We start from the raw sequence: 12907 nt of genomic DNA, 5'->3' as shown, positions 1-12907 counted from the left end.
CGTTTCGGGAAAGGAAGGCAGCGCAGATGAGTGCGGGACGACCAACCAGAGTGACGGTGATCGGCGCGGGAACCATCGGCCTGGGCTGGATAGCGCTGTTCGCCGCGCACGGGCTCGACGTCATCGTCAACAGCAGGCGGCCCGAGGCCGAACGGATAGTCGTCGACCAGCTACGGCTGTTCGCGGAGACCATGCCGGGCGGACCCCGCGACCCGGCGGAACTCGCCGCCCGGCTGCGGTTCGTGCCCGACCTGGCGACGGCCGTCGCCGACGCCGAGGTGGTACAGGAGAACGCTCCCGAGGACCGCGATCTCAAGCGGGACCTCTACCTGGCGATCGCGGCCGCGGCGCCGCCCGGAGCGCTGCTGCTCTCCTCGACCTCCACGATGCCGCCGGACGAGATCGCCTCCGACCTCGACGACCCGGGACGGGTCGTCGTCGGCCACCCGTTCAACCCTCCGCACGTCATTCCGCTGGTGGAGGTGGTCGGTGGTACGAGAACCCAGCCACAGGCCATCGCCGAGGCGGTCGCCTTCTATCGGTCGGTGGGAAAGGTTCCCGTGGTGCTCCGCAAGCCCGTACCGCGGTTCGTCGCCAACCGGCTGCAGTCGGCGTTGCTCCAGGAGTGCATCCACCTGGTGCGCGAAGGCGTGGTCACAATGGAAGAACTGGACCGCGTCGTGACCCATTCGATCGGTCTGCGCTGGGCGACGGTAGGCCCGTTCGAGGCGTTTCACCTGGGCGGCGGTGCGGGTGGGCTGCGCCGTTGGCTCACGCACCTTGGTCGCGGCCTCGAACAGAGCTGGCAGGAGCTGGGGCATCCGAGACTGACCGAGGAGTGCATCGACTTCCTCGGCGCCGAGGCCGATCGAACCTACGGCTCGGGGAATCACGACAGATTGTCTGTGGAACGGGACCTCAAACAAAACGCCGTGATCGACGCGCTGTCCGGCATCGAGTCTCAGCGCCGCCAGTCGTAGCCCACCGACGAACCCGAGCGACAGATATCGATGCAATTCGGGAAATCCGCATCCCGGGTTTCGGCGGGCGGCAGACGGCGCCGTTCGAGCGGGCTCAGCAATTCGAGCGGCATTCGAGTACGAGGTCCTAGCATCTGCCTCGGTTGACCCACTGGAATCGCCGGTTGAGAGGTGCCATGACACCGCCACATTCGTTGTCCGAGTTGTATCCCCGGGTGCAACAGTTCTACGCGGATCAGGTGCATGCGCTGGACAGCCGCCAGTTCGACGTCTACGCCGGCACCTTCACCGAGGACGGCGAATTTCGGCACACACCGGGACGCCCCCCGGCCCGTACGCGCCGAGGAATCGCCGACGAGCTGAGCGCCTTCCACCGCGAGCGATTCGGCGACGAGCCCGTGCAGCGGCGCCACTGGTTCGGGATGCTCCGGTTGGATCAGCGCCCCGACGGTGAGATCCACTCCACCTTCTACGCCTTGGTGGTGACCACCCGCCCAGGCGTACGTGTGCCGGAGATCGCGCCAAGCTGTGTCGTTCACGACGTGCTGGTGGAGAACGCTGGCCGCCTGCTGCTCCGGTCCCGCTGGGTGGAGCACGACTGGCAACCCGAAGGGGCCGCAGCACCGGCGGGCGGTGCGTCCGCACACACCACAGACGAGCGGGAGGTCGAGGTCGGGGCCCCGCTCCGGTGACCTCTCGACGTTCCCGCACGACCATCCGAATTCGAGGAACCAAGTGAAGGGACACCCAACCATGCGGTATCGATTCTTTCGCGCGATCACCATTGCTGCGGGGACGTTCGGTCTTGTCGCGGCAAGCGCCGCCGTACAGGCTTCCCCGGCAGCGGCCCGGGGCGGCGCGACCGCCGGCCACGCCACGGTGCAGAGCGTGACCGTCAACGTCGAGTACGAATCGCGGACCCGACTCAACGGCGAATGGCTTCCCATCGAGTACGCGCGGAACTTCACCGTCACCGCGCCCGTCACCGTGCAACCGGAAAAGAAACTTACCGTACGGTTCGACTCAGCCCCGATCCTGGCGGTGGCCGCGTTCAACAAGCAGCTCACCGACCTCCGGGTGGCTTACCGGATCACCGGCGGCACCATCCTCGGATATCGACTTGAGGGTGGCAGCGGTATCAGCGGGGCCAATTTCTGGGTGCAGCGTAACGGCGCGGATCTGATCGTCCGATCGAACAGCTACTTCCCAGGGGGCGTGGAGTTCGATATCCCCGACCTCGTCGTCAGGGTACGCGCCGCCGGATCGGGTGCCGTTGTCACCTCGCCCGGCGGTTCGAGCTTCGCGGATCCCGCCTTCTACTGGTTCCGGGAGCAGACCACGACCGGCTCCTGGGACCCCTTCGAGAACTACGTGGACCCGGCCAACCCGGTGACCTTCACCACGACCACCATCGGGTGATTCGGAATGCCCCGCCCGTCGCCCGACGCCGTTCAGGAAATCGCCACGCTGGCCGCCAAGCGCGCGGCTGACTCCGAGGCCCGGCGCAACCTTGACCCCGACGTGGTCAGACTGGTCGTCCAAGGGGGCTTCGCGCGGCATTTCGTGCCCGTCGCCCAGGGCGGCGTGGCGGGAAGCTTCTCCGAACTGCTGTCCGCAGTCGCCCTACTGGGAGAGACCTGCGCGTCCACCGCGTGGTTCGCCTCACTGGCTGCGGCAACTGGTCGGATGGCGGCTTTCCTGCCGGTCGAGGGCCAGCGGGAGGTCTGGGCCCAGGGTCCCGATGTCGTGGTGGTGGGGGCCCTGGGCCAGAGCGGAACCGCCGAACCGGTCCCGGGCGGCTGGCGGGTACGCGGTCAGTGGCCGTACGTCAGTGGTGTCGCCTACGCCGACTGGGCGCTGGTCTGCGCCAGGACGCCTGTCGACGGCGGGCACGAGCCGTGGTTCTTCGCGGTGCCGCGAGCCGCCTTCGGGATCGCCGACACCTGGTTCAACGCGGGGATGCGCGCGACGGGCAGCAACACCCTGGTCCTCGCTGAGGTCGTCGTGCCCCGCTCCCGTTCCGTCGCCCTCGCCGATCTGTTCGCCGGGCGGGCGCCCGACGCCCAGGCAGCCTGCCACCAGGTGCCGATGAAGGCGGCCAACGGTCTGACTCTGGTGGCCCCCCTGCTCGGCGCCGCTCGCGGCGCGGTGAGCCGGTGGGTGGAGCTGGTCGCCGGCAAGCTCAAAGGCCCCGCCGCGGCGATCAGCGGTGGCATCAACCGTTCCGTGTACGAGCTGACACTGGCACGTGCCGACGGGGAACTCGACGCTGTGGAGCTGCTGCTGCGACGGGTTGCCGAGGTCGCTGACCGTGGCGATCCCGGCCCCGTACTCACCGTCCGCAACGGCCGGGACTGCGCCCTCGCCGCCGACCTGCTGGCCGGCGTGGTCGACCGGTTGATCCGCAGCTCGGGCAGCCGGGGGCAGGCCGAGAACGAGCCACTGCAGCGGTTCTGGCGGGACGTCACCACCGGTGCCGGTCATGCCGGCCTTCAACTCCCCGCGATCGCCGGGGCCTACGCGAGCCGGCCGGACCTGCTGCCGGCCGCCCCGACGAGGAGGTAGCAGTAGGTGCCCGGTTCCGATCGCACCGGCCCGCCCGCCGCAGCCCGGATAACGGAGGTGGCCGACCGGGTCTACGCGTACCTCCAGCCGGACGGTGGCTGGTGTCTGAACAACGCAGGCGTGGTGACCGCGCCCGGCTTCGGGGCGGTCGTGGTGGACACCGCCGCCACCGAGCGCCGGGCCAGAGCCCTGCGTACCGCCGTCGACGCGGTCGCCGACGGTCCCCGCCGGATCATCGTCAACACCCACTTCCACGGCGATCACACCTTCGGCAACGCGGTGTTCGGACCGGCCGCGACGGTGGTGAGCCACGCGGGGACTCGCGCCGAGATCGCCGAGACCGGGCTCGCGTTGACCGGGCTCTGGCCGAACGTGGACTGGGGTGAGGTGCGGACCGTGCTGCCCCACCTCACCTACACGAATCGGTTGACAGTGCACGCGGGCGAACGGCGAGTCGAACTCATCTCCGTGGGACCGGCGCACACCCGCCACGACACAGTCGTATGGCTGCCCGCCGAACGGGTGCTGTTCGCCGGGGACGTGGTGATGCCGGGGTGTACCCCATTCGTGCTGATGGGCACGGTGCGCGGCATGCTGGCGGCGCTCGACGTACTGCGTGCGCTCGATCCGTTGGTGGTGGTGGGCGGGCACGGGCCGGTCGCCGGGCCGGAGGCGTTCGACGAGACCACCGCGTACCTGCGTTGGCTTCAGTCCGTCGCGACAACGGCCGCCGAGCGCGGGATGTCGGCCCTACAGATGGCCCGGGACTGTGCCCGCGAAGGGTACGGCGGGTTCGACGGCCTACGCGACCGCGAGCGGCTCGTCGGCAATCTGCGCCGGGCCCTGGTGGAGCGGGCCGGCGGTGAACTCGCCCAGCCGCTGGATGTCGCGGCGGCGTTTGAGGAAATCGTCGAGTTCAACGGCGGGCGGCTGCCCGCCTGCCATGCCTGAGCCGTGGCCGTCGGGAGCGTCGGCCCTGGCCGGCAGGACGCCGCATCGGGAGGGTTGGAATGAGGGTGCTGTTCGTGACCGGGCCCACGCGCGAGTCCTGGTACCAGTTGGTTCCGCTCTGTCAGGCGGTCCGGCTCGCCGGGCACCAGGTGATCGTGGCGGGGCACGAGGACGTGCTGCCCGTGGTGGTCAGCTCGGGCCTGCCCGCGGTGGCGGTCTCCGCCACCACCCTGCACGCCGGCCTGGTGGACCGCAGTGGGGAGCAGGTCGAGATTCCCTCGGACGCAGCGGAGCGGGATCTCGCCATCGGCCGGATCATCGGCCGGTTCGCCGCGCGTTCTCTCGACGGGCTGTCGTCCATTGTCGAGCAGTGGCGGCCGGACCGGGTGGTCGGTGACGCCTGGGCGGTCGCCGCCCACCTCGTCGCCGACCGGTACGGCATTCCCTACGTCCGGTTCGGCGTGGACATCGCCACGCCGGTGGCACAGACGCTCGCGGCCATCATGGAGCTCGGACCCGAGCTGGAGAAGTGGGGTCGGCACGACCTGTCGACGCCGTGGCTGTCGATCAGCGCCGCCCCGCCGGCCCTGCGCCCGGCCGACGCACCGCCGTCGGAACCGATGCGTTGCCTTCCGGTTGAGACGCAGGTGGCCCTCGAACCCTGGATGTACCTGCGGGACAGCCGCCCACGCGTGGTGGTGAGCGTGCATGATCCGAGTCTGCCGTGGGCGTTGTTCGGCCCCGCGAGGCTCGCGGAGCTGACCGTCGGGCTGCCCGGACTGGGCGCCGAGGTCGTGGTGGCCGGGTCGCCGGCCGCACTGGAGCAGACGCCGCCGCTGCCGGCCGGCGTACGGGTCGGGCAGGCGCCCCTGGCGGTACTCGCCGCCGACTGCGACCTGGTGGTCCACCAGGGCTATCCGGACACCATCCTGACCTGCCTGGACAAGGGGGTGCCGCAGGTCTTCCTGCCCGCGCACCCCGGTTTCGTGGAGCCCGCCGAGCAACTGACCGAACTGGGGGCCGCCCGGGTGACCTGCGCGGCCAGCAGCGCGCCGGAGCACGTGACCGACCTGTGCGGGCAGGTGCTCGCGGACTCGGCACTTCGCGAGACGGCCCGTCGGATGCACGGCACGTACGACCTGCCGGATCCCCGCCGGCTCGTCGATCTGATCACCGCGGAAATCGACGGGGACGGTCAGGGCGAGGTGGCGGAGTGAGAATCCTCTTCGTGGCCGGAGGCACCTCCGGGGTCATCTTCTCGATCGTCCCGTTGGCCCAGGCCGCCCGCGACGCCGGGCACGAGGTGGTGATGGCCGGCCCGGAGAACGTGATGGCCACCGTCACCACGGCCGGCCTGGCGGGCCTGCCGGTGACCGCACGGAAGATGCTGGACACCCTCCGGTACGACGACGGGTCGTACCGAACCATTCCGACCGACCTGCACGAGCGGTACATCTTCAACGGGCGCTGCTTCGGCCGGTACGCCAGTTGGTGTCTGGAGGCGCTGCTCACCTTCGCTGACCAGTGGCGGCCCGACATCGTGGTGGGTGGCTCCCTGGTCTTCGCCGCGCCGTTGGTGGCCCGATACGCGGGTGTGCCGTACGTCAGGCAGGCGGTGGACATGGGAGAGCCGCGCACCATCGACCTGGCCGCCGCCGCGGAGTTGGGTACCTGGCTGGGCCGGCTCGGCTACCACGAGATGCCCAGGGCGGACCTGTTCATCGACGTGTGCCCACCCAGCCTCCGCGAGACCGACGCCCCACCCGCCGAACTCATGAGCTACGTCCCCTTCGCCACGAAGGGCCCGATCGAGCCGTGGATGTACACCCGAGGGAGTCGGCCCCGACTGCTGGTGTCGGCCGGCAGCCGGGTCAGCCGCGACCGCGACTTCGAGGTGCTCAGCGGCCTGGTCACCAAGGCCAGCGCGCTCGACGTGGAGCTGTTCGTGGCGGCTCCACCCGCCGTGGCCGAGGCACTGCGGCCCCTGCCGGACAACGCCTGGGCGGGCTGGGTACCGCTGGACGTGGTGGCACCCACCTGCGATGTGGTGCTCAGCCACGCGGGTGGCACGACGGTTCTGGGCAACCTGCACTACGGCGTGCCGCAGGTGCTCATTCCCTATCTGCCGTACGCCCTCGGCTTCACCCGTCGGGTCGTCGAGTACGGGGCCGCGGTGATGGTGCCCCCCGAGGACGACTCTCCCGAGAACGTCGTCGAGGCATGCCGGGCGGTGCTCGACGACTCCTCGTACCGGCGGCGGGCGCGCGACGTCGCAGCAGAGATGTCCCGCCTTCCGGGGCCCGCGGAGGTGCTCGCCACCGTCGAACGTCTGGCGCTCGCGCACGGGCCACGAGGACGCGGTTGAGGAGATCGACATGAGCATTTCGCCGCGGACGGGCGGCAGGAAAAGCCGAATCCGCCTAGTGGTTCGTTGAGGGAGGAGATCCAGATGCGTGCTGTTCGCATTCACGAGTACGGGCCGCCGGACGTGTTGCAGGTCGAGGATGTTCCGGCGCCGCGGCCGGGACCGGATCAGGTGTTGATTTCCGTCGAGGCGATCGGTGTCGGATTCGCACAGACGCAGATGCGGCGGGACATCTTCGCGGCCCCGATGTGGCAGCCCTCCTTTCCCATCGTGCTCGGCGGTGACCTCATCGGCGTGGTGGCAGAGGTAGGCGCCCGGGTGACCGGGATCGCGGTCGGTGACCGGGTGGGGGCCTACACGTTGCACGGCGCGTACGCCGAACAAGCAGTGGTGAACGCGGACACGCTCCTGCCGGTCCCGAGCGGACTGGACGCCGCGCAGGCGACGGTGTTGCCCTCGTCGGGGCCGATCGCGGCCGGGACGATCGGCACCGCCCCGCTGGCCCAGGGGGAAAGCGTCCTGGTGCATGCGGCGTCCGGCGGGATCGGGCACATCAGTGTCCAACTGGCGCGCCTGGCCGGCGCCGGCCTGGTGATCGCGACGGCCGGCGGGCCGGAGAAGGCCGCCTTCGTCGAAGGTCTGGGCGCCGACGTGGTGGTCGACTACACCAGTGCCGACTGGGCCGACCAGGTGCGCGCCGCGACGGACGGCCGGGGCGTGGACGTCATCCTCGACAGCGTCGGGGGCGAGACGTTGCGTCGGGGCATCGGACTGCTCGCGCCGTTCGGGCGCCTGGTCTTCTACGGTTCGGCGCAGGGCGGCCGGGAGATCCCCCTCATCTCGCCGATGGAACTCATCGGTCTGCGGAAGGTGACCGGATTCGCGCTCTCCGCGTGGAGAAACGCCCGCCCGGCCCAATATCTGGCCGATCATGAGGCGCTTGTCGAGAATTTGCGCTCCGGGGGCGTTCGGCATCACATCCACACGATCCTGCCGCTGGCGGATGTCGCGGAGGCGCACAAGATCATCGAGTCGCGCGCCCATCGGGGGCGCATCGTTCTGACCGTCTAATCCGAATCAGCACACACTCGTTCACATTCATCGAGGAGTCACCATGGGAAAATACGTCGAACTGGATGTCTACGCGGACATTCTTTGCCCTTGGAGTTACATCGGCAAGCGTCGTCTCGAAGCCGCCCTGGAAGATCTGCCAGGGCGTGATCGCCTGAGGTTTCGGTGGCGCAGTTACGAGCTGGCACCCGACGCGGAGCGGACCCCAGCACTCAGCGCGGCCGCGTCGATGGCGCAGTGGTGGGGGGACGCCGGCGCCGCGCGGGTGGACCTGATCCACTCGCTGGGGCGCGCCGAGGGTTTGGACATCGACCTGCACAAGGCCCATCCGGTGAACACCTTCGACGCTCACCGACTGACTCATCTGGGCGCCGAGCAAGGCCGAGCCGATGCGGTGGTGGAGCGGCTGCTCCACGGCTACCTGTGTGAGGGGCTCAACGTCAGCGACCCGCAGGTGCTGACGCGGCTCGGCACCGAAGCGGGTCTTCCTGTCGCGGACGTACGCAGCCTGCTCTCCGGCGACGCATACGCCGACCGGGTGCGGGCCGATGAACGCAGCGCCCGGGATCGTGGGGTGAGCGGAGTGCCCACCCTCGTACTCGACGGCGGATCGCCGACCGATGCCATTCAGACTCCCGCCGACCTGCGACGCCTGATCGAGGAGGGACTGCGCGTGGCGACCGCACACCGATGACGGGCGATGGGTCACCCGGGCGGAGGGGGCAGCGTTGATGGCCGTCGCCGCACCGCCGCGCGCCACCGCTCGGCAGTGGTGGGGTCTGGCAGTGCTGACGCTGCCCACGGCGGTGATCGCGATCAGCATGACGGTGTTGCACCTTGCGGTGCCCAAGCTGAGCGCCGACCTGCGTCCGGGAAGCACGCAGCTGCTATGGATCATCGACGTCTACGGCTTCGTGATCGCCGGCTTGCTGATCACGATGGGCAACGTGGGCGATCGGTTCGGTCGCCGCAGGCTGCTCACCTGGGGTGCCGCCGCCTTCGGCGCGGCCAGTGCGGCAGCGGCCTTCGCGCCCACAGCTGAGCTGCTGATCCTGGCCCGGGCACTGATGGGTGCGACCGCGGCCACGCTGATGCCCTCGACCATGTCGCTGATCCGCACCATGTTCACCGACGCCCGGGAACGGTCCGTGGCGATCAGTGTCTGGATCTCCAGTTTCACCGCCGGTTCCGCCCTGGGGCCGGTGGTCGGCGGCGCGCTGCTTGAGCGGTTCTGGTGGGGCTCGGTGTTCCTGCTGGCGGTGCCGGTGGCGGCGCTGGTGGTGGTACTCAGCCCGGTGCTGCTGCCCGAGCAGCGCGCCACCGACCCCGGTCGACTCGATCTGCTCGGTGCCGGGATGCTGTTGGCGGCCGTGCTCGCCCTGGTCTACGGCCTCAAGCAGGCTGCGGCGGGAGCATCGACCCTCTTCGTGGTCGCCGTCATGCTGGCCGGGTTGGTCATCGGTGCCGTTTTTGTCCATCGGCAGCGGACCGGGCCCGATCCATTGTTGGACCTGCGGCTGTTCGCCAACCGGTCGTTCACTGTGACACTGGGCGTGCTCGCCCTCGTGATCGCCGCCGCCTCCGGTATGCAGTTCTTCATCAGCCAGTATCTACAGACGGTGGTGGGGCTGTCGCCCCTGCAGGCGGGGCTGGTGGTCGTTCCGGCCGCGCTGGCCAGCATCGGGGGCACCATGCTCGCCCCGCTGCTGGCTCGGCGGATCCCGCAGCCGCGCCTGATGGCCGGCGGGCTGGTGCTGGCCGCTGCCGGCCTGGCCACGCTCACCCAGGTGACGCCGGAGTCCGGTGCCACCCTGGTGATCGCCGGTGGTTCGTTGATGTCGCTCGGATTCGGCCCGACGCTGGCGCTGGGCAACGGACTGCTCCTCACCACGGTGCCGGCGGCGCAGGCGGGGGCGGCAGCGGCGATCTCCGAGACCGGCGCCGACCTCGGCATCGGTCTCGGCATCGCACTGATCGGCAGCGCCGGGATGGCCGTCTACCGGGCGGAGGTCCACGACGCTCTGCCCCCCGGAATACCTGACGATGTCGTCGCCTCGGCCACAGACACCGTAGGCGCCGCCTTCGCCGTCGCGGAGCAGCTGACCGACGGCCTGGGCCCGGCCCTGCGCGATGTCGCCGGGCAGGCCTTCAGTCACGGGATGCAACTCGCCGCGGGGGTGGGCGCGGTGGTCGTCCTTCTCCTCGCCGTGGTCGTGGTGTCCGCGCTGCGCGCAGCGCGGACCGTCCCGACCGCAGCAGATCAATAGCCACCAGTCGACCGCAGCCAAGCCCAACCTGATAACACAACCAAGGAGATCACATGCACCGCGCACTGCCCAGCAGCCGATGGATACGCGGGATCCGGAGACCCACTTCACGCATCGTGCTGCCCACCGTCCTGACGCTGGCGGCCGGACTCGGACTGACGGCGTGCAGCAGCAGCGCGGACAGCGAGGCCAAGGCGTCCGCCCCGGTCCAGGGTGGCACCCTGCGCTTCGCGGTGCACACCCAGCCGACCAACCTCGACCCACACAGCAGCCCATCCGACGTGACCGCCCTGCTCACCCGGCACGTGGTCGACTCCCTGGTCGCGATAGACGCCGAAGGCAAGATCAAACCCTGGCTGGCGACGTCCTGGACGGTCTCGCCCGATCAGCGAAGCTACACCTTCACCCTCCGCGACGGGGTGCGGTTCAGCGATGGCACGTCGTTCGACGCGGCCGCGGTCAAGGCCAACCTCGACCACGTCGTCGATCCCAAGACCAAGTCCGCACTGGCCGCCGGCCTGATTCCCGCGTACGAACGGACCGAGGTGCTCGACCCGCTGACGGCCAAGGTGACGTTCTCCCGTCCGCACGCACCGTTCCTGGCCTCGCTGTCGACGCCGTATCTCGGAATCCAGTCGCCCGCCGCACTTGCGCGAGGGCAGGAGGCACTGGCCCGCAACGTGGTGGGCAGCGGTCCGTTCGTGATGGAGTCCTTCGAGCCGGGCAAGCTCGTCACCTACCGCCGGAACCCGGACTACGCCTGGCCGCCGCAGGACGCGGAGCTGAAAGGTCCCGCTTACCTGGATCGACTCGAGATCTCCATCATCCCTGAGGACTCGATCCGGGTCGGCGCACTCTCCAGCGGCCAGGTCGACGCCATCGGCGGTGTCCCATCGGTGAGTGTCAAGCAGCTCGAGGCCAACCCGAACATCACGGTGCAGCGCCAGCAGGCATCCGGCGGCAACTACAACTACTATCCGAACACCTCCGCCGGGCCATTCGCAGACGTACGGGTCCGGCAGGCGTTTCGCGTCGGCATCGATTTCGCCACCATCGTGAAGAGCCTCTACTTCGGTGTCTACGAACCCGCGACGAGCCCGATCGCGGCCGTCACCGTGGGCTACGACCCCGGCACCCGCGATCTGCAACGGCACGACCCGCAGGCGGCAGCGGCGCTCCTCGATCAGGCTGGCTGGACCGGCCGCGATGACGAGGGCTACCGGACCAGGGACGGCCAGCGGTTGGTGGTCAGGTGGATGTTCGTCCGGGCCATCGCCCGGGAGCAGCGGCCGGTGCTCGCCGAGCAGGTCCAGGCGGCGGCCAGAAAGATCGGGATCGACGTGCAGTTCCTCGACGTCACCTTGAGCACCTACCCGGGGATCGCCGCTCGCGGTGACTACGATCTGGCCGACTTCAGCTGGCAGCGGATCGACGCTGACGCCCTGCGGGACCTTTTCCACAGCACGAACGTCCCGACCGAGACCGGATCCGGCGCCAACGCCGCCCGCTATCAGGACAAGCAGGTCGACGCCTGGCTGGACCGTACGCTCGAGACCGGCGATCCGGCTGAACGGGCCGAGCTCTACGCGAGCATCCAGCGGAAGGTCCTCGAGGATGCCGCCGTCTTCCCGGTCTACTCGCCCAGCTATGTGTTTGCCACGAGCAAGCGAGCCAACGGCATCAGTTGGGAACAGCCGGCGTATCCCGCCTTCTACGGTGCCTGGACCACCGGAGAATGAGGGCACCCCGATGAGAAGCAGGAGAGCCGCGATCGGTGGCCGCCTACTGGTCCGGCTCGCCACCTCCGTCATGGTGTTGTGGGGAGCGGTCACCGTGTCGTTCTGCGCCCTGCACCTGACGCCCGGCAGCGTGGAGGATGCCCTGGTCGGGACCACCATCGTCACGCCTGAGGTGCGGGCACAGATCGCCGTGGACTACGGACTGGACCGGCCGCTCCTGGTCCAGTACGGCGCCTACCTGGGGCGGGTCGTCAGCGGCGACCTCGGCTACTCCTATCAACGGCACGAGTCGGTCGTGTCGGCGATCGGCGCCGGGATCGGCCCGTCACTCCAACTGGCCGGAGCCGGGATGGCGCTGGCGCTGGTGGTGGCGACGGTGAGCGCGTTGACGACCGCCGGTCGGGCCCGCTGGATTCGCGGGCTGGCCTCGGGCGCGGAACTGGTCGGTACCTCGGTGCCGATGTTCTGGGTGGGGATCCTGTTGCTGACGGTCTTCTCCTTTCAACTGGGTTGGATGCCGGCGGTGGGTGGCGACGGGCTGACCGGTCTGGTGCTGCCGGCCATCTCCATGGCCATACCGGTGGGCGCCCTGCTCAGTCAGGTGATGCGGGAGGGGCTGGAGCGGGTGTTGCAGCAGCCGTTCGCGCTGACGGCTCGAGCTCGCGGCATGTCCGACGGTGGTGTCCGGCTGCGCCACGCGTTGCGGCACGCGCTGCTTCCGGTGATCACCCTGGCCGGGTGGCTCTTCGGGATGCTGCTGGGCGCGATGGTCGTGACGGAGAAGGTCTTCTCGCGGCCGGGTCTGGGCGTGCTGATGCTCGACGCGGTCCACGGCAAGGATCTGCCGGTGGTCATGGGCGTCGTCCTGGTCAGCGCCACCGTCTACGTCGTGGTGAACACCGGGCTGGACCTGATCTATCCAGTTATCGATCCCCGGCTACGGGAGGCGACATGAGGGTTCGGCCAGTC

12 protein-coding genes are annotated in these 12907 nt (G+C 69.5%); all 12 read left to right on the top strand.

The window, feature by feature from the left end; genetic code table 11:
• The first annotated feature begins 26 nt into the window (after positions 1-26).
• The 12 genes from C1I93_RS00405 (at position 27) to C1I93_RS00350 (ending at position 12893) form a co-directional block, all read left to right on the top strand.
• A complete protein-coding gene (locus tag C1I93_RS00405) occupies positions 27-980 on the top strand; it encodes a 3-hydroxyacyl-CoA dehydrogenase NAD-binding domain-containing protein (RefSeq protein ID WP_111241162.1) in 954 nt (317 codons plus the stop codon).
• A 176-nt stretch (positions 981-1156) separates the two neighbouring features.
• Entirely contained in the window at positions 1157-1672 is a 516-nt protein-coding gene (locus C1I93_RS00400) for a nuclear transport factor 2 family protein (protein ID WP_111241161.1), read from the top strand.
• A gap of 61 nt (positions 1673-1733) precedes the next feature.
• The gene (locus C1I93_RS00395) at positions 1734-2399 is read left to right on the top strand and encodes a hypothetical protein (protein ID WP_111241160.1); all 666 of its coding nucleotides are present in this window, start codon (positions 1734-1736) and stop codon (positions 2397-2399) included.
• A 6-nt stretch (positions 2400-2405) separates the two neighbouring features.
• Entirely contained in the window at positions 2406-3545 is a 1140-nt protein-coding gene (locus C1I93_RS00390; protein ID WP_111241159.1) for an acyl-CoA dehydrogenase family protein, read from the top strand.
• A gap of 6 nt (positions 3546-3551) precedes the next feature.
• Complete coding sequence (locus C1I93_RS00385; protein ID WP_212808392.1) at positions 3552-4496, top strand: MBL fold metallo-hydrolase; 945 nt, start codon at positions 3552-3554, stop codon at positions 4494-4496.
• 74 nt (positions 4497-4570) lie between these two features.
• Positions 4571-5713 carry a glycosyltransferase gene (locus tag C1I93_RS00380; protein WP_181444943.1) on the top strand — a complete coding sequence of 381 codons (1143 nt, stop codon included), beginning with the start codon at positions 4571-4573 and terminating at the stop codon, positions 5711-5713.
• Positions 5710-6861, top strand: a complete 1152-nt coding sequence (locus tag C1I93_RS00375) for a glycosyltransferase (RefSeq protein ID WP_111241156.1) — start codon at positions 5710-5712, stop codon at positions 6859-6861. Before C1I93_RS00380 ends, C1I93_RS00375 begins: the two co-directional genes overlap by 4 nt.
• Positions 6862-6945: 84 nt before the next feature.
• The gene (locus tag C1I93_RS00370) at positions 6946-7932 is read left to right on the top strand and encodes a quinone oxidoreductase family protein (RefSeq protein ID WP_111241155.1); all 987 of its coding nucleotides are present in this window, start codon (positions 6946-6948) and stop codon (positions 7930-7932) included.
• Positions 7933-7975: 43 nt separating this feature from the next.
• A complete protein-coding gene (locus C1I93_RS00365; protein ID WP_111241154.1) occupies positions 7976-8626 on the top strand; it encodes a DsbA family oxidoreductase in 651 nt (216 codons plus the stop codon).
• A gap of 37 nt (positions 8627-8663) precedes the next feature.
• A complete protein-coding gene (locus C1I93_RS00360) occupies positions 8664-10199 on the top strand; it encodes an MFS transporter (RefSeq protein ID WP_111241153.1) in 1536 nt (511 codons plus the stop codon).
• A 53-nt stretch (positions 10200-10252) separates the two neighbouring features.
• Positions 10253-11938, top strand: coding sequence for an ABC transporter substrate-binding protein (locus tag C1I93_RS00355; RefSeq protein ID WP_111241152.1), 1686 nt, complete (start codon positions 10253-10255; stop codon positions 11936-11938).
• A 10-nt stretch (positions 11939-11948) separates the two neighbouring features.
• Complete coding sequence (locus C1I93_RS00350; protein ID WP_111241151.1) at positions 11949-12893, top strand: ABC transporter permease; 945 nt, start codon at positions 11949-11951, stop codon at positions 12891-12893.
• The last annotated feature ends 14 nt before the right edge of the window (positions 12894-12907 follow it).

The organism is Micromonospora endophytica (assembly GCF_003236305.1).
Classification (GTDB): domain Bacteria; phylum Actinomycetota; class Actinomycetes; order Mycobacteriales; family Micromonosporaceae; genus Micromonospora; species Micromonospora endophytica.
The sequence above is the reverse complement of the archived record's forward strand: the minus strand, read 5'-3'. Positions and strand labels throughout refer to the sequence as shown.

Excerpts from the sequence above, each read along its gene's own strand:
- C1I93_RS00405 (WP_111241162.1), top strand. The coding sequence starts at position 27 with ATGAGTGCGGGACGACCAACCAGAGTGACGGTGATCGGCGCGGGAACC.
- C1I93_RS00400 (WP_111241161.1), top strand. The coding sequence starts at position 1,157 with ATGACACCGCCACATTCGTTGTCCGAGTTGTATCCCCGGGTGCAACAG.
- C1I93_RS00395 (WP_111241160.1), top strand. The coding sequence starts at position 1,734 with ATGCGGTATCGATTCTTTCGCGCGATCACCATTGCTGCGGGGACGTTC.
- C1I93_RS00390 (WP_111241159.1), top strand. The coding sequence starts at position 2,406 with ATGCCCCGCCCGTCGCCCGACGCCGTTCAGGAAATCGCCACGCTGGCC.
- C1I93_RS00370 (WP_111241155.1), top strand. The coding sequence starts at position 6,946 with ATGCGTGCTGTTCGCATTCACGAGTACGGGCCGCCGGACGTGTTGCAG.
- C1I93_RS00365 (WP_111241154.1), top strand. The coding sequence starts at position 7,976 with ATGGGAAAATACGTCGAACTGGATGTCTACGCGGACATTCTTTGCCCT.
- C1I93_RS00360 (WP_111241153.1), top strand. The coding sequence starts at position 8,664 with ATGGCCGTCGCCGCACCGCCGCGCGCCACCGCTCGGCAGTGGTGGGGT.
- C1I93_RS00355 (WP_111241152.1), top strand. The coding sequence starts at position 10,253 with ATGCACCGCGCACTGCCCAGCAGCCGATGGATACGCGGGATCCGGAGA.
- C1I93_RS00350 (WP_111241151.1), top strand. The coding sequence starts at position 11,949 with ATGAGAAGCAGGAGAGCCGCGATCGGTGGCCGCCTACTGGTCCGGCTC.